The 24,030-nt window shown below is 67.2% G+C and carries 22 protein-coding genes, 1 tRNA gene, 1 pseudogene and 1 riboswitch; of the genes and pseudogenes, 16 read left to right on the top strand and 8 right to left on the bottom strand.

All coding sequences use genetic code 11. The annotated features are described in order from the left end of the window. Positions 1–30 precede the first annotated feature (30 nt). Positions 31–1,638 carry a bifunctional metallophosphatase/5'-nucleotidase gene (locus MLE42_RS06720; RefSeq protein ID WP_243287113.1) on the top strand — a complete coding sequence of 536 codons (1,608 nt, stop codon included), beginning with the start codon at positions 31–33 and terminating at the stop codon, positions 1,636–1,638. A 22-nt stretch (positions 1,639–1,660) separates the two neighbouring features. On the opposite strand, the gene MLE42_RS06715 is transcribed toward MLE42_RS06720, so the two are convergent. The 5 genes from MLE42_RS06715 to MLE42_RS06695 all read right to left on the bottom strand — a co-directional run bounded on the left by MLE42_RS06715 (position 1,661) and on the right by MLE42_RS06695 (position 6,488). Continuing rightward, positions 1,661–2,560 (bottom strand): hypothetical protein, encoded by a 900-nt coding sequence (locus MLE42_RS06715; protein WP_243287112.1) that lies wholly within the window; start codon positions 2,558–2,560, stop codon positions 1,661–1,663. Positions 2,561–2,641: 81 nt separating this feature from the next. Beyond that, a complete protein-coding gene (dxs, locus tag MLE42_RS06710; protein ID WP_243287111.1) occupies positions 2,642–4,567 on the bottom strand; it encodes a 1-deoxy-D-xylulose-5-phosphate synthase in 1,926 nt (641 codons plus the stop codon). Positions 4,568–4,575: 8 nt separating this feature from the next. Next, complete coding sequence (locus MLE42_RS06705) at positions 4,576–5,463, bottom strand: polyprenyl synthetase family protein (RefSeq protein ID WP_243287110.1); 888 nt, start codon at positions 5,461–5,463, stop codon at positions 4,576–4,578. Continuing rightward, complete coding sequence (gene xseB / locus MLE42_RS06700) at positions 5,460–5,699, bottom strand: exodeoxyribonuclease VII small subunit (RefSeq protein WP_243287109.1); 240 nt, start codon at positions 5,697–5,699, stop codon at positions 5,460–5,462. Before xseB ends, MLE42_RS06705 begins: the two co-directional genes overlap by 4 nt. Positions 5,700–5,753: 54 nt before the next feature. Further along, positions 5,754–6,488 (bottom strand): DUF4412 domain-containing protein, encoded by a 735-nt coding sequence (locus MLE42_RS06695; RefSeq protein WP_243287108.1) that lies wholly within the window; start codon positions 6,486–6,488, stop codon positions 5,754–5,756. 87 nt (positions 6,489–6,575) lie between these two features. Between MLE42_RS06695 and MLE42_RS06690 the strand changes: the two genes are divergently transcribed. The 10 genes and pseudogenes from MLE42_RS06690 to MLE42_RS06645 all read left to right on the top strand — a co-directional run bounded on the left by MLE42_RS06690 (position 6,576) and on the right by MLE42_RS06645 (position 15,827). Next, the gene (locus MLE42_RS06690) at positions 6,576–7,946 is read left to right on the top strand and encodes a sigma-54-dependent transcriptional regulator (protein WP_243287107.1); all 1,371 of its coding nucleotides are present in this window, start codon (positions 6,576–6,578) and stop codon (positions 7,944–7,946) included. A gap of 147 nt (positions 7,947–8,093) precedes the next feature. Continuing rightward, positions 8,094–8,825 (top strand): hypothetical protein, encoded by a 732-nt coding sequence (locus tag MLE42_RS06685; RefSeq protein ID WP_243287106.1) that lies wholly within the window; start codon positions 8,094–8,096, stop codon positions 8,823–8,825. Positions 8,826–8,917: 92 nt separating this feature from the next. Further along, on the top strand, positions 8,918–9,754 hold the full coding sequence (gene deoC / locus MLE42_RS06680; RefSeq protein WP_243287105.1) for a deoxyribose-phosphate aldolase: 837 nt from the start codon (positions 8,918–8,920) through the stop codon (positions 9,752–9,754). A 42-nt stretch (positions 9,755–9,796) separates the two neighbouring features. Continuing rightward, positions 9,797–10,294 (top strand): roadblock/LC7 domain-containing protein, encoded by a 498-nt coding sequence (locus MLE42_RS06675; protein WP_338028454.1) that lies wholly within the window; start codon positions 9,797–9,799, stop codon positions 10,292–10,294. Between the two features lie 16 nt (positions 10,295–10,310). After that, positions 10,311–10,895 carry a GTP-binding protein gene (locus MLE42_RS06670; RefSeq protein ID WP_243287104.1) on the top strand — a complete coding sequence of 195 codons (585 nt, stop codon included), beginning with the start codon at positions 10,311–10,313 and terminating at the stop codon, positions 10,893–10,895. A 104-nt stretch (positions 10,896–10,999) separates the two neighbouring features. Further along, a tRNA-Asn gene (locus MLE42_RS06665) sits at positions 11,000–11,075 on the top strand. Between the two features lie 694 nt (positions 11,076–11,769). Further along, a pseudogene (locus MLE42_RS06660) lies at positions 11,770–12,567 on the top strand (SDR family NAD(P)-dependent oxidoreductase). Between the two features lie 180 nt (positions 12,568–12,747). Next, positions 12,748–13,446: a 2OG-Fe(II) oxygenase gene (locus tag MLE42_RS06655; RefSeq protein ID WP_420843085.1), complete on the top strand. Its 699-nt coding sequence runs from the start codon at positions 12,748–12,750 to the stop codon at positions 13,444–13,446. A gap of 707 nt (positions 13,447–14,153) precedes the next feature. Further along, positions 14,154–15,200, top strand: a complete 1,047-nt coding sequence (locus MLE42_RS06650; RefSeq protein ID WP_243287102.1) for a Kelch repeat-containing protein — start codon at positions 14,154–14,156, stop codon at positions 15,198–15,200. A 171-nt stretch (positions 15,201–15,371) separates the two neighbouring features. Beyond that, a complete protein-coding gene (locus MLE42_RS06645; protein WP_243287101.1) occupies positions 15,372–15,827 on the top strand; it encodes an FKBP-type peptidyl-prolyl cis-trans isomerase in 456 nt (151 codons plus the stop codon). Between the two features lie 3 nt (positions 15,828–15,830). Here the strand turns inward: MLE42_RS06645 and MLE42_RS06640 are convergent, their stop codons facing one another. The 3 genes from MLE42_RS06640 to thiC form a co-directional block, all read right to left on the bottom strand. Next, entirely contained in the window at positions 15,831–17,105 is a 1,275-nt protein-coding gene (locus MLE42_RS06640; RefSeq protein ID WP_243287100.1) for a trans-sulfuration enzyme family protein, read from the bottom strand. A 102-nt stretch (positions 17,106–17,207) separates the two neighbouring features. After that, positions 17,208–17,316, bottom strand: a riboswitch (SAM riboswitch). Between the two features lie 87 nt (positions 17,317–17,403). Continuing rightward, entirely contained in the window at positions 17,404–17,985 is a 582-nt protein-coding gene (locus MLE42_RS06635) for a DJ-1/PfpI family protein (protein WP_243287099.1), read from the bottom strand. A 189-nt stretch (positions 17,986–18,174) separates the two neighbouring features. Next, a complete protein-coding gene (gene thiC, locus MLE42_RS06630) occupies positions 18,175–20,004 on the bottom strand; it encodes a phosphomethylpyrimidine synthase ThiC (RefSeq protein WP_338029964.1) in 1,830 nt (609 codons plus the stop codon). Between the two features lie 157 nt (positions 20,005–20,161). Between thiC and MLE42_RS06625 the strand changes: the two genes are divergently transcribed. From MLE42_RS06625 to MLE42_RS06605, 5 genes are all read left to right on the top strand, one after another. Continuing rightward, positions 20,162–20,476 carry a hypothetical protein gene (locus tag MLE42_RS06625; RefSeq protein ID WP_243287098.1) on the top strand — a complete coding sequence of 105 codons (315 nt, stop codon included), beginning with the start codon at positions 20,162–20,164 and terminating at the stop codon, positions 20,474–20,476. Beyond that, complete coding sequence (locus MLE42_RS06620; RefSeq protein WP_243287097.1) at positions 20,473–21,441, top strand: ATP-dependent 6-phosphofructokinase; 969 nt, start codon at positions 20,473–20,475, stop codon at positions 21,439–21,441. Before MLE42_RS06625 ends, MLE42_RS06620 begins: the two co-directional genes overlap by 4 nt. A 65-nt stretch (positions 21,442–21,506) precedes the next feature. Beyond that, positions 21,507–22,574: a mannose-1-phosphate guanylyltransferase gene (locus tag MLE42_RS06615; RefSeq protein ID WP_243287096.1), complete on the top strand. Its 1,068-nt coding sequence runs from the start codon at positions 21,507–21,509 to the stop codon at positions 22,572–22,574. 216 nt (positions 22,575–22,790) lie between these two features. Then, complete coding sequence (locus tag MLE42_RS06610) at positions 22,791–23,150, top strand: phosphomannose isomerase type II C-terminal cupin domain (RefSeq protein WP_243287095.1); 360 nt, start codon at positions 22,791–22,793, stop codon at positions 23,148–23,150. Next, a complete protein-coding gene (locus tag MLE42_RS06605) occupies positions 23,150–23,848 on the top strand; it encodes an outer membrane lipoprotein-sorting protein (RefSeq protein WP_243287094.1) in 699 nt (232 codons plus the stop codon). The genes MLE42_RS06610 and MLE42_RS06605 overlap by 1 nt, the downstream gene beginning before the upstream one ends. Positions 23,849–24,030 lie beyond the last annotated feature (182 nt).

Below are 24,030 nucleotides of genomic sequence, written 5' to 3'. Positions count from 1 at the left end.
CACGGGTTGGCGGCCGGTCCCGGAGGCTGCATGCGCCATTGGTTCTGGATCCTGTTGATCGCGCTGGGCCTCCAGGCCCAAGAGGCCCGGATTCAGATTCTTGGCACCACGGATATGCATGGGCACGTGATGGCCGAGGACACCTTCAGCCTCCAGCCCGCGAACCTGGGCTGGGCGAAGGTCGCCACGCTGATCCGCCGGCAGAAGGCCCTGAACCCGGACACGATCCTGGTGGACTGCGGGGACACGATCCAGGGCGAACCGCTCAACTATGTGCGGAACACCCTCCGCCGCGACCTGCCGGAACCCAGCGTGGCCATCATGAACACGCTGGGCTATGCCGCCATGGCCGTGGGCAACCACGAGTACGACTTCGGCCAGGATCTGCTGCGCGAGGTGGAGAAGCAGGCCCGGTTCCCCTTCCTGTCGGCCAACACCCTCACGGCCAAGGGCGGCCAGGCCTTTCCGGCCCACGTCCTGGTGACCGTCGGCGGCATCCGGGTGGCCCTCGTGGGCTTCACCACCCCCCGGACCGCCGTCCTGGCCGGACCGCAGAACGGGGCCGGCCTGGCGTTCCGGGATATCGTGGCCACCGCCCGCGAGCTGGTGCCCCGCCTCCGCGACAAGGAGAAGGCCGACGTGGTGGTGGCCCTGGTCCATTCGGGCCTGGGGCAGGCCGACGGCAGGGAGGGCGACGAGAATGAGGCGCTCCGCCTGGCGGATCAGGTGCCCGGCCTCGATGCCATCCTCACGGGCCATACCCACCAGGCCATCCAGACCGAGCACAAGGGAATTCCCATCCTGCAGGCCCAGGCCCATGGCCGGGCCCTCGCCGTGGTGGACCTGAGCCTGCGGAAGGAGCGGGGCCGCTGGCAGGTCATCGCGAGCCAAGGCAGGCTCATCCGGCCGGAGTCCGACACGCCGGTGGACCCGGAGGTGCTGAGCCTGACTGCGGACCTGCGCGCAGCCACGGATCGCTACCTCGACACCGCCGCCACCAGCCTGACGGTGGACCTGGACAGCCGCTGGTCCCGCATGGAGGACACCCCGCTGATGCAGTTGATCCACCAGGTGCAGCGGCAGGCCACGGGGGCCCAGCTTTCCGCCGCGGCCAGCCCCGGCGCCAAGCTCTTCATCCCCAAGGGCCCCACCAGCGTGCGGCAGTTCTACGCCCTGTCGCCCTACGAGAACCAGGTGGCGCGCATCCGCATCACCGGGGCCCAGCTCAAGGCCTACCTGGAGCATGCGGCCCGGCACTACACCTACAGCTGGGAGCCAGAACTCTACAACCGCGACGTGCCCATCCACGACTTCGATCTGGTGGATGGCGTGGCCTACGCGCTGGACCTGGGCCGGCCCGTCGGCAGCCGGGTGGTCGGCCTCAGCTTCCAGGGCCAGCCCGTGAAGCCCGCCCAGACCTTCACCCTCGCCCTCTCCACCTATCGCCTGTGGGGCGGCGGAGGCTACATGGAGGCCATCGGCTTCAAGGGCGCTCCGGACCTGGTGACCGAAGCCTCCCAGCGGAACCTGCTGCTGGCCTATGTCCTGGCCCATCCCACGCTGAATCCGGCCGTCCCCAACACCTGGCGGACCATCCCCTACCTGGATCGGGAAAGGGTCCTGAACCAGGCCCGGTGATCCCCGGCTCGGGTGGCTGGAGCTACTTGACGCCCACCAGCATCAGGCCGCCCTTGGGATTGACGAACACCGCATCGGAATCCAGGACACCCACCAGGATGTGGCTCTCGTCCAGGCCGGTGGGCAGGAAGTCGAGGCTGGCGTGCGGGAGGTCCAGCCGGGCCAGGGCCAAGCCCTGGAGGGTGCCCCGCTGGGCCGCCGGCACCTGGGAGGCCTTCACGGCGGCGAAGATCACGCCCTTGCCCACCCAGACCGCCAGGGGGCCGCGGCTGGTGGTGTCGCCCTCGAGGGCCGGAGTGGGGGCGCCGTGGAACTTCAGGGCGGTTTCGCCGATCTTCCGGCCGGTGTTGGCGTCCAGGATGCTGAGGTTCAGGGAGCTGCCATCGGCCATCAGGATGTTGCCGCTGTCGTCAAGCGCGAGGGGACGCCGGTTCTGGGGGGCCGGACCCTCCTTCTTCGAGGGCTTCGCGCCGAAGGACCAGATCACCTCCGCGTTGCGGAAGTCGCGCTTCTCGACATAGGGTTCGGGCGTGCGGAAGGAGAGGATGATGCCCACCGCGTCCCAGCAGACATCGCTCACCTCGGCGTGGAGCTTCACGCTGCCCAGCACCCGGCCGGTCCGGTCGATGTGGGTCAGGGAGGTGCCGTGGGCGATCCAGGCGGTGTTGCGGGGGTCGATGACCCAGCGTTCCGGCTCCTCATCGAGCTTCCCGAGGGGCAGGGTCCCCAGGAGACCGCCGTCCCGGACCCAGGTGTAGAGGTTGCGCGTGGAGGCGTCGTAGAAGGTGAAGGAATCATCCCGGTCCTGCTTGGCCCAACTGGTCGCCTTGCCGGCCGCATCCCAGGCCTGGGCGGAAGCCGTCACGGAGGTTAGACAGAGGAGGGCGCCCAGGATGGACGCGTAGATAGGGAATGACCTCACGAGAGCCTCGGGAAAGAACGCGCTGCCACGGCGGGTTGGGACCAACCATAGGAATTCCAGCGATCTTTCGCAAGGTTTTACTTAGATGTCACGGAAGAAAGTCCGGATCCTGCCTTCGAGCGCCTCGGGGCTGAGGCCTTCTTCTTCCAGCAGGCGCCTGGGATCGCCATGGTGGATGAGATGGTCGGCAACGGCGCAGCGGAGGAGGGGCCGGATCAGGCCCGCATCGGCCAGCGACTCGGCCACGGCTCCGCTGAAGCCGCCCGGGGCGCAGCCTTCTTCGAGGGTCACCACGGCCTTGCAGCGGCCCGCCCAGGCATGGATGAGGGCGCCGTCAAGGGGCTTCACGAACCGCGCGTTGATGACGGCGCAAGAGATTCCCTCTCCGGCCAGGGCCTCCGCGATCTTCCGGGCCGGCTCCACCATGGCGCCCAGGGCGCAGAGCAGCAGGTCGGTTCCTTCGCGCAGCAACTCGCCCTTGCCCACGGGCAGGGCCGTGATGGGTTCCTCCAGGGCCACGCCCAGGCCGTTGCCCCGGGGGTAGCGCAGCGCGGCGGGATGGCCGCAGTAGAGGGCCGTCAGCAGCATGCGCCGCAGCTCGTTCTCGTCCTTGGGGGCCATGAGGATGAGGTTGGGCAGGCAGCGCAGGTAGGCCAGGTCGTAGAGGCCGTGGTGGGTGGGGCCATCGGCGCCCACGATGCCGGCCCGGTCGAGGGCGAAGGTCACGGGCAGGTCCTGGATGCAGACATCGTGGGCCACCTGGTCGAAGCCCCGCTGCAGGAAGGTGCTGTAGATGGCGCACACGGGCCGCATCCCCTGGGCCGCGAGTCCCGCGGCGAAGGTGACGGCGTGCTGCTCGGCGATGCCCACGTCGAAGCAGCGGTCCGGGAAGGCCTTCTGCAGCAGGTTCAGCCCGGTGCCGTCGAGCATGGCGGCGGTGATGCCCACGATCTTCTCGTCCCGCCGGGCCAGGTCCACCAGGGCCTTGCCGAAGATGCTGGTGTAGCTGGGCGGGGCCGGCTTCGCCGGGTCCCCCTGGACCTTGATGATCTCGCCGGATTCGGCGTCGAAGGCCGTCACGCCGTGCCACTTCAGGGGATCCTGCACGGCGGGCTCGTAGCCGTAGCCCTTCTTGGTCTGCACGTGGAGCAGCACGGGGCCGTCCTTCATCTTCTCCTTGGCTTCGGCGAGGGCCTTGGACGTGGCATTCAGGTCATGGCCGTTCACGGGCCCGATGTAGCGGAATCCCAGGTCCTCGAAGAGCAGGCCCGGCACCATCAGGCGCTTGATGCTCTCCTCGCTCCACTTGGCGGCCTTGGCCACGCCCTTGCTGAGGCCTTCCAGCGGGATGGCCTTGATGGCGTGCTCGATGCGGTCCCGCCAGCGCTGGTAGTACTGGCCCGACATGATCTGGTTCAGGTAGCCCTGCAGCGAGCCGACATTCGGGTTGATGCTCATGTCGTTGTCGTTGAGGATCACCAGGAAGTTCTTCGTCTCCAGGTAGCCCGCCTGGTTGAGGCCCTCGAAGGCCATGCCGGCGGTCATGGAACCATCGCCGATGACGGCGATGCAGGCGTGATCCTGCTTCTGGAGATCCCGCGCCTTGGCCATGCCGAGGGCGGCGGAGATGCTCGTGCTGGCGTGGCCGGCGCCGAAGTGGTCGTAGGGGCTCTCGTCCCGCTTGAGGAAGCCCGACAGGCCGTGGTGCTGGCGCAGGGTGGGGAAGCGGTCCTTGCGGCCCGTGAGGATCTTGTGGGGATAGGCCTGGTGGCCCACATCCCACACGATGCGGTCCTGGAGGAAGTCGAAGTGGTGGAAGAGGGCCACCGTCAGCTCCACCGTGCCGAGGTTGGAGCTGAAGTGGCCGCCGGTCTCAGATACGGAGGCGATGATGAAGGCCCGCACCTCCGCCGCCAGCTGCTCCAGCTGCTCCGGGGTGAAGTGGCGGACCTGCTGGGGGGCGACCAGGGAGTCGAGCAGGGGGTACGGGCCGGAGGGCTGGTCCACCTGGACGCCTAATTCGCCCGCTGGGCCAGATACCGGGCCCAGGCTGCCAAGGACGTGCGATTGGGAAGGGCTGCTAGATGACATAAGGCGTTCTCGGTCGCTTCACTCAGGGCTTTGCGGGCACCGTCCAGGCCCAGGAGGGAAGGGTAGGTGATCTTACCCTTGCCCGCATCTTTTCCGGCGCGCTTGCCCAGGTCCGCGTCGGTGGCGGTGGCGTCCAGGATGTCGTCCTGGATCTGGAAGGCGAGCCCGATGGCTTCGCCGTAGGCCCGCAGGGCGGAGCGGTCCGCCGGAGCCGCGCCGCCCAGCACCGCGCCGATCTCCAGCGAGGCGCGCAGGAGGGCTCCGGTCTTGAGGCGGTGGATGAGGCGCAGGTGGTCCAGGTCGTAGCTGTCCAGCTTTTCACCTTCGAGGTCCAGCGCCTGGCCTCCGGCCATGCCGCGCCAGCCGGCGCCTTCGGCCAGCAGCGCCAGGGCCTCGGCCCGCCGGCCGGGATCCAGGTCCGCGGAGGCCAGCACGCCGAAGGCCTCGGTGAGCAGGGCGTCGCCGGCCAGGATGGCGTGGCCTTCGCCGAAAACCTTGTGGTTGGTGGGCCGGCCCCGCCGCAGGTCGTCGTCGTCCATGGCTGGCAGGTCGTCGTGGATGAGCGAATAGGTGTGGACGTATTCCAGGGCCAGGGCGCCGGGGAGTGCCTGTGCCGCCGTCCCCCCCACGGCCTCGGCGGCCAGCAGGCACAGGACAGGCCGCACGCGCTTGCCGCCGGCCTCCAGGCTGTAGCGCATGGCTTCACTCAGGCGGACCGCTTCGCCCTCCTGGAAGGGGGCCGTGAGACGGACGTCCAGCAGGGGGAGCAGACGGTCCAGGTCGGCCTGCACCTGCGAGGCGGGCTCGCTCATCGACCTTCCCTGCCTTCGTCCAGGGGTTCGGCCCGGTATTCACCGCCCAGGCCCGCCTTGAGGACTTCTACCCTGCGTTGGGCCTCCGCCAGCTGCTTCTGCAGCGCCTGGCTCAGCTGGACGCCCTCCTCGAAGCGGGCCAGGGCCTCTTCCAGGCTGAGGCTGCCGGACTCCAGCTGCTGCACCAGGGCCTCCAGCCGGTCGAGGCCATCGTCGAAGGAGGGTTGGGCGCTCATGGGGATTCCGCAAGGAAGGGGCCCGCTAGCTGATCGCTGGGGGCCCCGCCCAGTCTACCGCTTCCCCTTCGCGGCGTCCTTCATCTCCTTGCCGCCGTCCTTCATGGCGTAGCCCGCGGGCAGGGCCCAGGTGCTTTCAGGGATGGCGGCGGTGGAGACTTCCGTGGCCACGGTGGTCACGTCCGTGCCCATGAGCCCGGTGATGTGGGTCTTCAAGGGCACGCCCTTGAGCTTGGCCGTCTCCTGGTAGACCCGCTTGAAGAGGGCGCCCATGGGCCCCGGAACGCGGTTCAGCATGGCCATGGACTTGGCGTAGTCCTTGACGGGGAATTGGAGGGAGGGATCGATGCTCAGTTCCTCCACCATCTTGCCGAGGATGACGCGCACTTTCTTGCAAGGCCGGCCCAGGACGGTGTCCGGGCCTAGCTGCTCGACCTTCACGTCGGACACGTCGCCGAACATCATCTTCGTCACCATCTCGGGCATGCCGGCCATCTGGTCCTCCAGGGCCTGCATGGCTTCCTGCATGTCCTTGAACGTCATCTTGGTGATGACTTTCTTTCCGTGATCGATGCTGTAGAGCACCTCGTGGCCGTAATCCACCAGGCTGTCGACCTTCGATCCGGCATGGTTGATCCGCATCTTCGTGGCGCTGATGTACTGGACTTGGGAGCCATCCTTGGCCAGGGCACCCTTGCCCGTGACCTGGGAGGTGATGGTGAGGTCGCCCGCGGTGAGGCTGGCCATGGAAACGGCCATTCCGAAGGCAAGAGCCAGAAGGGGTCGCATGGGAATTCTCCGTTGGAAGGGTATCGTGAGCATACCCTGGGGACTCGCCGGGGGCCAGGTGGGATACCTTCAAGGGTGGGGGTGGCCATGGCCCGTGTCCTCGTGGTGGACGACAGCAAGGAGACCTGCGAGTTCCTGGAGGAGCTGCTGGGGACCATGGGCCTCGATGTCGCCAAGGCGACGCATCCCGACAAGGCCATCGAGCTGCTGCGGAAGGGAGGCTTCGACCTGCTGCTGTCGGACATCAACCTCGAGGCCAAGAAGGACGGCCTGGACCTCCTGCGGGAGGCCAAGCCCCTGGGGGTGGACACCATCCTGCTGTCGGGCTTCGGCACCCTGGAGACCGCCATCGAGGCCGTGCGGGAGGGCGCCTTCGACTTCCTCAGCAAGCCCTGGAACAACGAGGAGCTGAAGGCCCTGGTGACCCGGGCCCTCGCGCGGCGGCAGTCGGCGGGCCAGGGCGAAACCCAGGACACCTCGCCCAAGGCCAAGCGCAGCCTCATGATCGGCTCCAGCCCGAAGATGATGGTGGTCTACAAGACCATCGCGAGCCTGCAGAACAGCCGGGCCACGGTGCTCATCACGGGTGAGAGCGGCACGGGCAAGGAGCTGGTGGCCCGCAGCATCCACCTCTCCAGCGACCGGCGGGACCGCGCCTTCGTGGCCGTGAACTGCGGCGCCCTCACGGAGACCCTGCTGGAATCCGAGCTCTTCGGCCACGTGAAGGGCTCCTTCACGGGCGCCGTGGGCGAGAAGCCGGGCCTGTTCGAGGAGGCCTCCGGCGGCACCATCTTCCTGGACGAGATCGGGGAGACGAGCCCCAGCTTCCAGGTGCGGCTGCTGCGGGTGCTGCAGGAGCAGGAGATCCGCCGGGTGGGGGGCAACAAGACCATCAAGGTGGACACGCGGGTCATCGCCGCCACCAACCGGGATCTCCAGCAGATGGTGAAGGCGGGCACCTTCCGCGAGGACCTCTACTACCGCCTCAGCGTGGTGGAGCTGGCCGTGCCGCCCCTCCGCGAGCGCGGGGACGACGTGGGCGCGCTCCTGGACCACTTCCTGGCGGAGTTCGGGCAGAAGGACCAGCAGACCTACCGCCTGCATCCGGAGGCCCGGCGGGTGCTGGAGGCCTATTCCTGGCCGGGCAATGTGCGGGAACTGGGCAATGCCGTGGAGAACCTCACCCAGCTGAGCCGCGGCCGGGAGATCACGGTGGACGACCTGCCGGCCAAGATCCAGGCCGACGTGCTCAAGCGGGCCCTGCTCAAGCCCGAACCTTCCGAGGAGGCCCCCTCCCTGATCGGGGATTGGCCTTCCCTGGACGAGCTGGAGCGCCGCTACATCCAGATCCTGCTGGGCCGCCACAAAGAGAAGCAGCGCATCGCCGACATCCTGGGGGTGGACAGGACCACCCTCTACCGGAAGCTCAAGCGCTACGGATTCCACGAAGGCGAGTAGCAGGCTGCCACGAGTGGCAGAATGCAACGGGCTTTCCAGGATCGCACGTTATATAAATATTGATTACAATCATGTTAACATTTGGCCCGGATGATGCAACCCTGGAGGCACTTCCGGCCGTGCCGGATCAACCCAGGGAGAACCCCCATGAAGAAGCTTGCTGCGCTGCTCGTCGCCGCCGCTCTGATCAGCCCCGTGTTCGCGGAAGAGGCGAAGAAGCCTGAAGCGAAGAAGGTCGAGACCAAGAAGGCCGAGAAGAAGGCTGAGAAGAAGGCCGAGCCCAAGAAGGAAGAGGCCAAGAAGGCCCTGACCGTCGCCGAGGAGAAGAAGGCCGAGGCCGCTCCCAAGGCCGAGAAGAAGGCTGAAGCCGCCCCCAAGGCCGAGAAGAAGGCCAAGAAGCACCACAAGAAGGCCGAGAAGAAGGCCGAGCCCGCCGCCCCTGCCGCCGAGAAGAAGGCCCTGACCTCCGAGGAGAAGAAGGCCGAGAAGAAGGCCGAGCCCAAGAAGGAAGAGAAGAAGGCCGAGAAGAAGGCTGAGAAGAAGGCCGAGGCCAAGAAGGCCATGACCGCCGAAGAGAAGAAGGCCGAGGCCGCTCCCAAGGCCGAGAAGAAGGCCAAGAAGGCGAAGAAGGCTGCCAAGAAGGCCGAGCCCGCCGCTCCTGCCGCCGAGAAGAAGGCCCTGACCTCCGAGGAGAAGAAGGCCGAGAAGAAGGCCGAGCCCAAGGCTGAGAAGAAGGCCGAGAAGAAGGCTGAGAAGAAGGCCGAGGCCAAGAAGGCCATGACCGCCGAAGAGAAGAAGGCTGAAGCCGCCCCCAAGGCCGAGAAGAAGGCCAAGAAGGCTGCCAAGAAGGCCGAGAAGAAGGAAGAGGCCAAGAAGTAACAGGCTTCACCAGTTCACGAAAAGGCGGGCTTCGGCCCGCTTTTTCGCGTACGGCTTTCCGGCGGGGCGCCCCCGGGGCCATGATGGGAACCATGATCGACCCGCTGCTCGACCTCACCGCAGAGATCCGTGCCCGGCTTCAGCCGCTTCCCGAGGGCCGGAGGCCCCAGCTCCTGGGGTGCGTGGAGGGCGCCTGCCTGCTCCACGACCATGCGGGGCTGCACCATCGGACCTCGGCGCAGACGGCCCTCCCTGCCGGGCCCTGGGACCTCGCCCCCCTCATCGACCACACCCTGCTGAAGGCCGAGGCCACGGGTGCCCAGGTGGAGGCCCTCTGTGCCGAGGCCCTGGAGCACGGCTTCGCCTCGGTCTGCGTCAACCCGCTGTGGGTGCCGCTGGCCTCGTCCCTTCTGAAGGGCAGCGCCGTCCGGACCTGCACCGTGGTCGGCTTCCCCCTGGGAGCTTCCTCCCTGCTCGCCAAGGCCCACGAGGCAGAAGTGGCCGTGAAGGAGGGGGCGCAGGAGGTGGACATGGTGCTGGCCATCGGCGCCGCGAAGGGCGGCGACTGGGACACGGTCCGCCGGGACCTGGAAGGGCTGAGAGCTGCCGTTCCCGCGCCCACGGTGCTCAAGGTCATCCTGGAGACCTGCCTGCTCGCGGATGGCGAGAAGGAGCGGGCCTCGGCGCTCGCGCTGGAGGCGGGCCTCGATTTCGTCAAGACCTCCACGGGCTTCTCGACGGGCGGCGCCACCGAGGCCGATGTCGCGCTCATGCGCCGGACCGTGGGCACGGGCATGGGCGTGAAAGCCTCCGGTGGCATCCGCACCTACGAGAAGGCGTTGGCCATGGTCCTGGCCGGCGCCACCCGCCTGGGGCTTTCCGCCTCCGTGGCGGTGATTCAGGGGGGGGCCGGCTCAGAGGCTTACTGAAAAGTGCTATCCTCACAGATAGCAGTCCCGGCGGAGGTTCTTGTGGCAAAGCTTGATCTCATCATGTTCGAGGAGGAGTACAAGCTCCTCCACGAGATCATCGGCCGCCTCCAGAAGGATGCCTCCGCCAAGGTGGTGTTCCTGGTGGACAAGAACGGCCAGCAGATCGCCGCCGCGGGCGACGTGAAGAGCATCGACGCCACCAGCCTCGCCTCCCTCACCGCCGGCAATGTGGCGGCCACGGACGGCCTGGCGAAGCTCATCGGCGAAAAGGAATTCAGCCTCCTCTTCCACGAGGGCGAGCGGGACAACCTGCACATCTCGATCGTGGGCAAGCGCGGGATCCTGGTGGTCATCTTCGATCAGAATTCCAGCCTGGCGCTGGTGCGCCTGCGGGTGAAGAAGGCCAGCAAGGAGCTCCAGGAGATCTTCGACCAGGTGGAGCAGCGCGCGCAGAAGGAATCCGACAGCGGCAACCGCTTCGAGAGCCCCTTCTCGGAGATCACCGACGAAGACATCGACCGCCTCTTCGGCGACTGAGCTCCGGGGCCGCGACATGACCTTCATCAACTACGCGTCCCGCGAGATCAACTGCAAGATCGTCTACTACGGCCCCGGGCTCTGCGGCAAGACGACGAACATCCAGTGGATCTACGAGCAGGCGAATCCCGACAAGAAGGGCAAGCTGGTCAGTCTCGCCACCGAGACGGATCGCACCCTCTTCTTCGACTTCCTGCCCCTGGACATGGGCACGGTCAAGGGTTTCAAGGTGCGGTTCCATCTTTACACCGTGCCTGGCCAGGTGTTCTATGACGCCAGCCGCAAGCTCATCCTGCGCGGCTGCGACGGCATCATCTTCGTGGCCGACAGCCAGAAGGCGCGTATGGAAGCCAACATCGAGTCCATCGCGAACCTGGCGACCAACCTCAAGGAAAACGGCTTCGACGTCCGCAACATCCCCTACGTCCTCCAGCTGAACAAGCGGGACATGCCCTCCGCCGTGCCCGTGGCCGAGATGGAGCGCCTGCTCCGGTTCCGGAGCGAGCCCATGATCGAAGCCGTGGCCAGCCAGGGCACCGGCGTCATCGAGACCCTCAAGGCCGCCGCCAGGCAGATCCTGATGGAGCTCCAGAAGAACTAGGATCTGTTTCCAGGGCAGGGTGCGGCCGCGCGACCCGGATCACAGGTCCCAACCCTCCCCGCTTGAATCCAGGCCCACCTCCGGTAGAATGGACGTTCACGCTTTCCGGAGTAGCTCAGGGGTCAGAGCGGGTGACTGTTAATCACTAGGTCGGGGGTTCAAATCCCTCCTCCGGAGCCAAAACAAGAAGAGGTCCCACCGGGACCTCTTCTTGTTTTGGATGAGAATTCGAGGGATTTGAACCCCCGAGTGGCAGCCGGCCCGCGAGCGCGCCGTTCCGGCAGCGCGGGGCGCTGCCGGAACGGATGAAGCGCGAGTGGATGCCGGCAACGGGTTCAAATCCCCACGCCTTTGGGTTCACCTGGACCCCTTGGGGAGCAACCCCCGGATGCTCCGATTCTGCGAGCGAGCGTAGCGAGGAGCGGGAGCGCCCTGCGGGGCAGGGCGCGTCAGGCGGAGGGTGGCCGGCCCGTGAGCGCGCTGTTCCGGCAGCGCAGGGCGCTGCCGGAACGGATGAAGCGCGAGTGGATGCCGGCAACGGGTTCAAATCCCTCCTCCGGAGCCAGGCAAGACGCCCCACCAACTCGGTGGAGCGTTTGATTAACGGGGCAGCGCCGAGGTGGAGGCTGGAATCCCCGCAGCGTCCGGGCGTCCGTGATTCCTCGATCCAGTAGCCGACCGGTGCGCCTCCATCGGACGGTTCCTCGAAGCGCTGACGGTTGAACCTAGCCGATCTGCGCTTCGGCTGATGCCTCCAGTCCGAGAACGCACCGATCTCAAGCCGCACACGACCGCAAGGATCGGAATGCAGGGCGACGTTCTTTCCGGGACGGTGGGGGCGGGCCCTCTTGGGCGCCCTCAGCAAGGAGCGATTATGAACGCAGGACTGGAATACGGGATCCCGGGCAGGCGCCTGGGGGGAAAGGTCGCGCTGGTGACGGGCGCGAGTCGGGGGATCGGGAGGGCCATCGCCCTGCGCCTGGCCCGGGAAGGTGCCTTCACGGTGATCCACTACCGGCGCGAGGAGGCTGCCGCCCAGGCTCTGGTGGAAGAGATCGAGGGAGCCTCGGGAGCGGCCTGGGCCATCCAGGCCGATCTGGGCACGATGGCTGGGATCGAGCGCCTCGTCCGAGAGCTGGAGGAAGGACTCCTCGGGCGGCTGGGTTCCATCGGGCTGGACATCCTCATCAACAACGCGGGGATCGCCTCCCAGGGAACCCTGGGCGCGACGACGGAGGCCGCCTTCGACGAAGTGTTCGCGGTGAACGTGAAGGCTCCCTTCTTCCTGCTGCAGGCCCTGGTCCCCAGGCTCCGCGACGGCGGCAGGATCATCAACCTGTCCTCACTGGTGACGCGCATGGCCTACCCTCCGGAGGCCGCCTAGGCCATGACCAAGGGCGCCATCGACACGCTGAGTCTGCTGCTGGCGAAGGAACTCGGCCCACGCGGGATCACGGTGAACGCGCTCGCCCCAGGCGTCATCGACACGGACATGAACGCCCGAATGCTGAGCGACTCCGGGAACCGGCGTTACGTGGAATCCCTGTCCGCCCTCGGCCGAGTGGGAACGGTCGAGGAGGTGGCCGATGCGGCGGCTTTCCTCGCTGGTCCCGAAAGCCGCTGGATCACGGGCCAGTACCTCGACGTCTCGGGCGGGTCCTTCCTTGGATGAGGGTGACTTGGCCGGTGCCAGGCGACGTCCATGGACTGGTCCATCCCCCTGTGGCGGAGGCTCCATGAAGGCCCGGGCGATCCGTCTCAACCGCACTCGGCGCAACAGACGGGTGGGTCGCGGATCTCCGGCGCCCCACCTTCGACGCAGGACGACCCAGGAGCTTCCGAGATGCACCCCATGAGCCCCGATGTCCACGCCCTTCCCTGGGATCGGGTCCAGGAGGAGCTCTGGTCTCGCGGCGTGGCCCGAATCCCCGGCCTGCTGGCGCCTGCAGCCTGTCAGAAGCTTGCCGCCACCTACGACACGGGGGTCTTCCGCAGCCGCATCGACATGGCCCGTCACCGCTTCGGAAAGGGGGAATACAAGTACTTCGCCGCACCTCTGCCGTCTCTGGTGCAGGCCCTGCGTTCGGAGGTCTACGCCGGGCTGGTCCCCCTGGCGAATGCCTGGATGGAGGCCCTGCGTCAGTCGGTGCGGTTTCCGCCCACCCATGCGGCCTTCCTGGAGGCCTGCGCCGCCGCGGGGCAGACGCGTCCCACGCCCCTGCTCTTGCGCTACGGCCCCGGGGACCACAACTGTCTGCACCAGGACCTCTACGGAGACCTCGCCTTTCCGCTGCAGATGGCGGTCTTCCTCGATGATCCCGGGCTGGACTACGAGGGCGGCGAATTCCTGCTGGTGGAGCAGCACCCCCGGGCCCAGTCCCGAGGCCTGGCCTTCCTCCCGGCCCAGGGCGAGGCCCTGATCTTCCCGAGCCACGTCCGGCCTGGCCGCGGGGAACGCGGCTTCCACCAGGTGCGTGTGCGGCACGGCGTGAGCGAGGTGCGGGCCGGGCGGCGCCATGTGCTGGGCCTGATCTTCCAGGATGCGGCCTGAACGGCGGATCCCAACCCCTGCCATCTTCCAAACCCTCGTCCGTTCCGGGGAGGACTGATCACCGGAACAATCCCATGGGGTGGATCTCTCCAAGCCACTCCGGGCCCGGATCGGGTGCGCCTCTTCCACGCAAGGGGCTATGGGCTATTACTGAGGCTTTTCGTCTCCAGCTAGCGGTGTTCCCTGTTTCGTCTCGAGCTGTTCCCTGATCCTTCCCCAGGGAATCCGTCCGAGAACGAGTGCCATAATGACGGCTGGCTGGTCTTTGGACGCCCACCTGATCCATCAGGGCGATTCGATATTCGCGCCATTCCCTGTTTATGGCCTGTTACCAGGGGATCTGTAGATGCGTCTCACCGGGAAGTTGGTCGGCCGGATTCACTTCGAAGCCCAAACGAAGCCCTGGGATCCAACGATTCTGGGGCTTTTGCGTGTGCCAAAAACCAGTGGCAGATGCCCCTTCCTCGATCTGACAATGAACCCAAGGATTCAAGGGGGAACTTACAATGAAGCGCCAAGCGCTGGGGATGTCTCTATTCTTGTCGCTTTTGTTCCTCGATTGTACTGGTGGATCCGGGACCCCTTCGGCTTCGAGCCCACCCCCACCCCCGCCCCCTCCGCCGAGTCATCAATGGGCCCTTCAGGAAACCGGGTCCCTCAGCCAGGACCGACGTTTGCATACGGCGACCCTGCTCTCCGATGGGAAGGTGCTGATCGTCGGGGGAGAGACCCTCGGCCACACCCTCCTTTCGGGAACTGTGGCGCTTGCAGAGCTCTATGATCCCGCCGCAAAGACGTTCTCGCCCGCAGGCAATCTAAACATTCCCCGGTTCCTGCATGACGCGGTTCTCCTGCCGAGTGGACATGTCCTTGTGGTCGGGGGAGCGGGGCTGAGTTCGGGGAACGGGTTCCCCGTCAGCGAAATAGAAGAATGGAACCCCGATACGAAAACCTTCTCCGTCGTGGGTTCCACAGTGGTCCCGAGACCCGGATGCAAACTGTTTCTTCGGCAAGACGGGAAAGTGCAGATTGTCGGTGGCTATGACGACAATGTCGGGATAACAGCTTCGGATTTTTCTACCGAAGTGTTCGATCCGGCCACTCACCTCGCCCAGTTTGACTTCGCCCTCATGGACGTAGAGCAGAACGCCACCCTCGTGGCTCTGGATCCATCGCACTTCATGCTGATGGGCGGGGAGAATGGCGAGGGAGGCTGGCACCAGCTGAATTCCGCCTATGAATATGTGACCGATGGGAGCCCTCCCAACCCCTCTAGGGGGGGGACGATGCCCTACTCCTTCACCCATGGCGCAGGAGTAAATCTTCCGACGGGCAAAGTGTTTGTCGCTGGCGGGTACTCCTATTCGCTCCCGATTGGAATCCATTCTGCAGGGGGCGTGTTGGCAGAGGGAGTGATCATCGACTACACGAACGTTCCTTCAACCATGGTTCTCATCCCTTTGATGGAGGCGAGGATGGGACATCAAGCCATTCTTTTCCCAGATGGAACCGTGGGGCTGGTTGCAGGGGAAACCTTCACAGGCTATGTGAATACCCAATTTCTCTCTGATATCGAGGTGGTGGATGTCGCGAAGATGCAAAGCCACCTCCTCCAAGCCACCTTGAAATACCCAAGGTCCAATCACACAGTCACCCCACTGAAGGATGGAAGTTTTCTGATTGCAGGTGGTTATAACTATATTTCGGCTAGTTACACATCGATGCGCGAGTGTGAGGTGTTGATCTACCAATAAAAGAACGGGCCTTATCGCTGGCTCTGCATGTTCCAGGGTGGGTGATGGCAGTCACGATCCGTCCCGTCACAGCCACTCAGAGGTGTCGAGAGAGGGCTTGAGAAGTAAGCCGGCGCCGGCAGACTTGAAGCGGCAGGACCTGTCATCACACCCGTTCTGGAGGAGATCCCCATGCCCCATGCGATGCCAGTCTGGCCTCTCGCCCTGCTGGCGCTGACGCTCACGGCGGCGACACCCGCTCAGGCGGCTGGGCGCCCCAAGGCGAAGGCGCCCGCCCTGGTCACCACGGCCAGCGGGTTGAAGTACGTGGACACGAAGGTGGGCGCGGGAGCCGCGCCTCAGCGAGGCCAGCGCTGCGTGGTCCACTACACGGGCTGGCTCTCGGACCACGGGAAGAAGGGGAAGAAGTTCGACAGCTCCGTGGATCGCGGGGAGCCCCTGGCCATCCCCATCGGCGTGGGCCGCGTCATCAAGGGCTGGGACGAGGGGCTCATGACCATGAAGGTGGGCGGCAAGCGCACCTTGTACATCCCGGCGGTGCTGGGCTACGGCGCCCGCGGCGCGGGCGGGGACATCCCACCCAACGCCGATCTGATCTTCGACGTGGAGCTGCTGGGGGTCCAGTAGAGGTCAGTCGAAGGCCAGGGCCCGGGCCAGGTCCGCGCGCAGGTCCTGCACGTCCTCCAGGCCCACGGAGAGCCGGACGAGGTCGTCGCCGATGCCGGCCCGCTGCCGGGCCTCGGGTGTCATGGAGGCGTGGGTCATGGACGCGGGGTGTGCGACCAGCGACTCCACGCCGCCCAGGCTCTCCGCCAGCGTGAACCAGCGCAGCTTCCGGAGCACGTGGTTCAGGCGTTCCGCGCCGCCCTCCTTCAGCTCGAAGCTGAGCATGGCGCCGAAGCCGCGCTGCTGCCGCTTCGCGAGCCCGTGCTGTGGGTGGCCCGGCAGGCCGGGGTAGTGGACCTTCCCCACGGCGGGATGGGCCGCCAGGAACTCCGCCAGCACCTGGGCCGTGGCCTCGTGCTGGCGCATGCGAAGGGGCAGGGTCTTCAGGCCGCGCAGCACCAGGAAGCAGTCGTGGGGCACCTGTGAGGTGCCCAGCAGGTTGTTCACGCTCTGGATCTGCTGGGTGAGGGCCAGGCGGCCGGGCCCCGCCACCACGGCGCCGCCCACCACGTCGCTGTGGCCATTGAGGTACTTGGTCGTGGAGTGGATGACGAGGTCGGCGCCCAGCTCGAAGGGGCGCTGGAGGTAGGGCGAGAGGAAGGTGTTGTCCACGGCCACCAGGCAGTCCGGCTGGCGGTGCCCCAGCTCCGCCACGGCGGCGATATCCGTGAGGCGCAGGAGGGGGTTCGAGGGCGATTCGATCCAGATCAGGCGCGTGTTGGGCCGGATGGCCTCCGCCACCGTGTCGAGGTCTGCGAGGTCGAGGTAGGTGACCTCCAGCCCGTAGAACCGCCTGGCGTGCTCCAGCAGGCGGAAGGTGCCGCCGTAGCAGTCCACGGTGCAGATCAGGTGGCTGCCGTGGGGCAGCAGGTTCAGGGCCACCAGGATGGCGCTCATGCCCGTGCTGGTGCAGGTGGCGCCGTGGCCGCCCTCCAGCAGGGCGAGGGCCTCCTCCAGGGCGGCGCGGGTGGGGTTGCCGCTGCGGGTGTAGTCGTAGCCGGCGTTGGTGCAGATGTCCTTGAAGGCGAAGGTGGACGAGAGGTACAGCGGGGGCATGACGGCGCCGTAGGCCGGATCGGGCTGCACGCCCGCATGCACGCACTGGGTGGCCAGGCCCGCGTCCGGTACCAGCCCGGCCCGGTGGATCCAGCCGGCCTCGCCCTCTCGGGACGGAGGCCGGATGCTGAAGTGGTAGGCCGGGTTGCCCGGCACGTTGGTGTCGAGGTACTGCTCGCTCACAAGAGCCTCCAGGAAGGGAGGACCTCCGTCGTTCCACTGCGATCCAAAAAATGAAGGGGGCCCGATCGCTCGGGCCCCCTTCGCATGTCAGCTTCTGACACGTCAGCATCTCTCCGCGGCCGATCAATCGACCGCGGCAGGAATTGGCACCTTGCTCTCGCAGGTTGCCAAGGTTTCACAGGGCCCGTCCCTCCACCTTTCTGGATATCGCGTGATGAAACTGACAAAGATCCTGTGGCCCATCAGTATGAGGGCGGGAGAAAGGTCTGCCAACAGGTAATTGGCGCCCGACTGCGGGTCAAAGCGTGATGCGGGTCCCGAGCACCTGCAGGAACTGGGCGATCCAGGCGGGATGGGCGGGCCAGGCGGGGGCGGTGACCAGGTTCCCGTCCGTGATGGCGCCGTCGATGGCGATGTCGGCGTACTTGCCCTTGGCCACTTCCACCTCCGCGCGGCAGGCGGGATAGGCCGAGCAGGTGCGCCCCTCCAGCACGCCCGCGGCGGAGAGGATCTGGGCGCCGTGGCAGATGGCCGCCACGGGCTTCTTGGCGGTGAAGAAGTGGCGGACGATCTCCAGCACCTTGGGGTTGAGGCGCAGGTACTCGGGGGCACGGCCGCCGGGGATCACCAGGGCGTCGTACTGGTCTGGCTTGATGTCGGCGAAGGTGGCGTTGAGGGCGAAGCGGTGGCCGGGCTTCTCGGAGTAGGTCTGGTGGCCCTCGAAGTCGTGGATGGCTGTGGCCACGGACTCGCCGGCCTTCTTGTCGGGGCATACGGCGTGGACCGTGTGGCCCACGGCCAGCAGGGCCTGGAAGGGCACCATGATTTCGTAGTCCTCCCCGAAATCGCCCACGAGCATGAGGATTTTCTTCGCGGCCATGTCTGCCTCCTTGGGGTGATGGAACCGCTCCGATCATACGCGTCCGCCTACGAAAAAGCCCGCCAGCGGCGGAGCTTTTTCGTGACGCCTGGTGGCGGGAATCAGGCCTTCTGATAGACCTCTCGACCATGTGGGTCAGGAGCGGACAGCGCGGGGCGATGTCCCGACTGGGGCCCCACAGGGAGCGGATCAAGCCTTCTGATAGACCTCGGCGCCCTTCTGGACGAACGTCTCCGCCATCTCCTCCATGCCCTTCTTCAAGGCCTCTTCCTCGTTGTACCCGTGCGCTTCGGCGTACTGCCTCACGTCGTCCGAGATCTTCATGGAGCAGAAGTGCGGCCCGCACATGGAGCAGAAGTGGGCGGTCTTGGCGCCCTCGGCGGGCAGGGTCTCGTCGTGGAACTCGCGGGCGGTGTCGGGGTCCAGGGCCAGGTTGAACTGGTCCTCCCAGCGGAACTCGAAGCGGGCCTTGCTCATGGCGTCGTCCCAGAGGCGGGCGCCGGGGTGGCCCTTGGCCAGGTCCGCGGCGTGGGCGGCGATCTTGTAGGTGATGACGCCGTCCTTCACGTCCTTCTTGTTGGGCAGGCCCAGATGTTCCTTGGGCGTCACGTAGCAGAGCATGGCGCAGCCGTACCAGCCGATCATGGCGGCGCCGATGGCCGATGTGATGTGGTCGTAGCCCGGCGCGATGTCCGTGGTGAGGGGGCCCAGCGTGTAGAAAGGCGCCTCATCGCACACTTCGAGCTGCTTGGTCATGTTCTCCTGGATGAGGTGCATGGGCACGTGGCCGGGGCCCTCGATCATCACCTGCACATCGTGCTTCCAGGCGATCTTGGTGAGCTCGCCCAGCGTCTCCAGCTCGCCGAACTGGGCCTCGTCGTTGGCATCCGCCGTGCTACCGGGACGCAAGCCGTCGCCCAGGGAGAAGGCCACGTCGTAGGCCTTCATGATTTCGCAGATGTCCTCGAAGTGCGTGTAGAGGAAGTTCTCCCGGTGGTGGGCCAGGCACCACTTGGCCATGATGCTGCCGCCACGGCTGACGATGCCGGTGACGCGCTTGGCGGTCAGCGGCACGTAGCGCAGCAGGACGCCGGCGTGGATGGTGAAGTAGTCCACGCCCTGCTCGGCCTGCTCGATGAGGGTGTCGCGGTAGATCTCCCAGGTGAGGTCCTCGGCCTTGCCGTTCACCTTCTCGAGGGCCTGGTAGATGGGCACGGTGCCGATGGGCACGGGGCTGTTGCGCAGGATCCACTCGCGGGTCTCGTGGATGTTCTTGCCGGTGCTGAGGTCCATCACCGTGTCGGCGCCCCAGCGGATGGACCAGGCCATCTTCTCGACTTCTTCTTCAATGCTGGAGGCCACGGCCGAGTTGCCGATGTTGGCGTTGATCTTCACCAGGAAGTTCCGGCCGATGATCATGGGCTCGGTCTCCGGGTGGTTGATGTTGGCGGGGATGATGGCCCTTCCCTTGGCCACCTCGTCGCGCACGAACTCGGGCGTGATGCGGCTCTTGATGCCCGCGGCCTCGCGGCCGAGGTTCTCGCGGATGGCGATGAACTCCATCTCAGGGGTGACAGTGCCCTGCCGGGCGTAGTGCAGCTGGGTGACGTTGCGGCCGGCCTTGGCGCGCAGGGGCTTGCGGTCCGCGTGGAAGCGGATGGCGTCGAGTTCCTGGTCCCGTTCGCGGAGCTTGCGGTAGAGGCTGGTGGCGCCGGGCAGCGCCTCCACGTCGCCGCGGCCCAGGATCCAGTCCTGGCGCAGGGGGGTCAGGCCCTTGGCCACGTCGATGGTGACGGCGGGATCCGTGTAGGGGCCCGAGGTGTCGTAGAGCACCACGGGCGGATTCTCGGTGAGGCGGTCCTGGAAATCCCGGGTGGGCTGGAGCTGGACCTGCCGGAAGGGCACCCGGACGCCCGGGAGGCTGCCGGCCACGTGGATCTTGGTGGAGGCGGGGAAGGGCTGGAGGCAGGCCGCCAGGGCCGTGCCGTCCACGGGGGCGGAACCGGATTGCATGGTCATGAAAACTCCGGACTTGTTGAGATCGGGCCGGGATTGATCCCTGAATCAGCAAGTTTATCGCGAGGGGGGCCGGGGGGACGAATCCAAAACGCGGCGCACAGGAGAGGTGGAGCGCCGCATCCGTCCGGATGCGCGATAATTGATTACAGGAGGGATCATGCCGCGACGCGTCTTGTTCATCAGCAGCCTGGCCCTGGGGCTGGTGGCCGCCCCGCGGCCCCAGGACGATCCCGTGATGAAGATCCGGGCCCAGCGGGCCTCGGCCCAGGGGATCTCCGAGGGGGATCTCCCACCGGTGCCCAGGGGCATCGTCGAGCCGCCACCCCTGCCGCCGCCGGAAGCCCACGTGAAGGACACGCGGAAAGGCCGGCGGGTCAAGGGCAAGGTCCGCAAGCGGAGCAAGGCGGCTTCGGCCAAGGGCAGGGGCTCCGTGTCCCGCTCCAAGCTGCCCGCCCACCGGAAGGCGAAATGAGGATCGGCGTCCTCACCTCCGGGGGGGACGCTCCGGGCATGAATGCCGCCATCCGCGCGGCGGTCCGCCAGGCGGACGCCCTGGGGCATGAGGCCTGGGGCATCCGGCGCGGCTTCCAGGGGGTGCTGGAAAAGGACTGGGCTCCCATGCCCAGCCGCGCCTGCGCCAACATCCTCCAGCGCGGCGGGACGGTGCTGCACACGGCCCGCTGCCCGGAGTTCCACGGGGCGGCCCGGCGTGCCGAGGCCGCCGAGAACCTGCGGGAAGCGGGCATCCAGGCCCTGGTGGTCATCGGCGGCGATGGCAGCTTCCGGGCCGCCGAGGCCCTCCACCGGGAACAAGGTGTCCCCTGCGCGGGCATCCCGGGCACCATCGACAACGACCTGCCCGGCACGGACCGCACCCTGGGCTTCGACACCGCCCTGAACACCGCCGTGGAGGCCATCGACCGCATCCGGGACACGGCCTCCAGCCACGGCCGGCTCTTCCTGGTGGAGGTCATGGGACGCAGCTCCGGCATGCTGGCCGTCCACACGGCCCTGGCCTGCGGCGCCGAGGCCGTGCTGTATCCCGAGTCGCCGGACGGCTCCTACCAGGCCCTGGTGGCGCGTCTCAACGCCAACTGGTTGCGGGGCAAGCGCAGCTCCATCGTGGTGGTGGCCGAAGGCGACGGCCTGGGCAGCGCCGTGGCCGTGGGCGACCGGCTCCGCCGGGACTACGGCCTGGATCTGCGTGTGGTGGTGCTCGGCCACATCCAGCGGGGCGGGAGCCCTTCGGCCCTGGACCGCATCTGGGGCTGCCGCTGGGGCGCCGAGGCTGTGCGGCTCCTCGATGCAGGGAAGGGGGGCTTCTACCTCGGCGAGGTGGCCGGGGCCCTCGCGGTCCAGCCCCTGGCCCGCATCCTTGATTCTCCGCCTGCGCCTCCGGAGGACCTGAGCGATCTGGTGGACATCCTTTCACGCTAGATGGCTTGTGAGGGGCGCGGGGCCCATGTTCCCCTGGAAGGTGGCAGGATTGCAGGAGGCAGGTGATGTCGGATAGCCACAAGGATTCCCTGGTCGCCGTCGTGATGGCCGGGGGGCGGGGGACCCGGTTCTGGCCCCGCAGCCGCAACGCCCGCCCCAAGCAGTTCCTGGCCATCGTCGGCACGGAGACCCTGCTGCATCAGACCGTGCGCCGCCTGGACGGCCATGTGGCCCCCGAGCGCATCTTCGTGGTGACCACGGAGGACCTGGCCGCCGAGACGCGCCGCATGCTGCCCGAGCTGCCACCGGAGAACGTGATCGTGGAGCCCGAGGGCCGCAATACCGCCCCCTGCCTGGCCCTGGCCCTGGTGCAGATCGAGCGGAAGGTGCCCCATGGCGTCATGGCCGTGCTGTCGGCGGACCACTGGATCGGCGATCGGGACCTGTTCCTGGAGGACCTGGACACGGCGGTGAAGCACGCCGCCTGGGAGCATGAGCTGGTCACCTTCGGCATCAAGCCCACCTATCCGGAGACGGGCTACGGCTACATCGAATCCGAGGGCCACGGCCCCGTGCAGAAGGTGGTGGCCTTCCGCGAGAAGCCGCCGGTGGAGGTGGCGGTCCAATACCTCGAATCCGGCCGCCACTACTGGAACGCCGGCATGTTCGTGTGGACCCTGGCCGATTTCCGCGAGGGGCTGGCGAAGCATGCGCCGGAAGTGCTGAAGCCTTTGGACGCCTGGGTGGAGGCGGGCGCCGATCCGGCGGCCCTCGGTGCCGCCTATCGCCAGCTGCCCAAGGTGGCCATCGACGTGGCGCTCATGGAGAAGGCCGAGACGGTGGCGGTGGTGCCCACCCGCTTCCGCTGGTCCGACGTGGGCTCCTGGCCCGCGGCCATCGAGTTCCAGGAGACCGATCCCGAAGGCAACGTGAGCCAGGGCGAGACCCTGCTCCTGGACACCCGCAACAGCGCCTTCTTCGGGGGCAAGCGCCTCATCGCCGCCAGTGGCGTGGACGACCTCATCGTGGTGGACGACGACGATGCCCTCCTCATCTGCCACCGCGACCGCGCCCAGACCGTCAAGCAGATCGTCGAGCGCCTCAAGGCCGAGGGGCGCGAGGATCTGCTCTAGACCCGAGACTGAAACCTGAGGACCGAGGACCGACCCATGCAGCGACCCGACACCCTCCACATAGACAAGCCCTGGGGACGGGGCCCCGTCCGCGAATCCGGAGGATGAGCGGGAGCGCGCCACAGGCGTGGCGTGCGATCCGGGGGTAGTCCCGGAGCCCCCCGCGAGGCGAGCCGAGCGGTGATGATGAACGGACCTTTCCAGCGAGCAGAGACCATGCAGCGACCCGACACCCTCCACGTAGACAAGCCCTGGGGCTCGTTTGACCAGTACGCCCTCAACACGCCCTGCACGGTGAAGATCCTCACCTGCAACCCGGGCCAGAAGCTCAGCCTCCAGCGCCACGCGCACCGCGGCGAGCTGTGGGTGGCCCTGGATCCGGGCGTGGTGGTGGACCGCGATGGCGCGGAGCTGCGTCCCACCGTGGGCGAGGAGGTCTGGCTGCCCCAGGGCAGCACCCACCGCCTGCGCTGCGATGCCGGCGCCCTCCATCCGGTGCGCGTGCTGGAGGTGAGCCTGGGCACCTTCGACGAGGCGGACATCGAGCGGCTCCAGGACGACTACGGGCGCCGCTGATGCGGACAGCCCTGCTCTTCGCCGCCGCCCTGCCTGTCCTGGCGCAGAGCCCCGCTCCGGAGGGCGGGGAGATCCTCGGCCGGGTGGACCGCCTGCGCCACCCCTGGCCCGCCTTCACGGTGGAGCTCGCCATGAAGGCGCCGGGGGTGGTCCAGCGGTGGAAGGTGTCGGCCCGCGAGAACGGCGACGCCCGGCTGGACGGGCTCTCCGAGAAGGAGAAGGGCCGCGCCGTGCTGCTCCTGGGCGACGAGATGTGGCTGCTGCTCCCCGGCACGAAGCGGCCGGTGAAGGTCTCGCCCCAGCAGCGCCTCATGGGCCCCGCCGCGGGCGGAGACGTGGCCCGCACGCGGTTCCGGGATGACTATGCGGTGCGGGAGGTGACGGAAACCTCCCTGGAGGACCGAGCCTGCTGGCGGCTGGACCTGGCGGCCAGGCGGCCCGCCCTCAGCGCCCGTCAGGTGGTCCTGTGGGTGGCCAAGGAGGGCTCGCTGCCCCTGAAGGCGGAATTCCGGCTGGCCTCCGGGCGCCTGGCCCGCACGGCGCGCTTTGGCCCGCCGGTCCAGACCCATGGCCAGCCCGTGCTGTCGCGCCTGGAGATCGAGGAGGCTGGCGGTGGCAAAGCGGAGCTGACCTTCGCGAACTGGACCCGGGGCGGCGTGGTGCCGGGAGCCTTTGAGGTCCCGGGGGCCGGGCGGTGATAGAATGGTCGGCGAGGTGCCCGCAAGGGCTTCCCGCCACCAACCGTCCCACCAATCGATCCCAGTCCCGTTCGCGGGGCTCCCGCTGAAACGCCCCACCACTCGAAACCCCGCCAAATCTACCCTCACGAAGCGCCCGTACCTCCGGGCGCTTCCTTTTGGGACGAGCTTTTGGGAGGGGG

Source organism: Geothrix terrae (assembly GCF_022808775.1).
Classification (GTDB): domain Bacteria; phylum Acidobacteriota; class Holophagae; order Holophagales; family Holophagaceae; genus Geothrix; species Geothrix terrae.
Note: the sequence above shows the minus strand (reverse complement) of the source record. Positions and strands in the feature narration are given on the sequence as shown.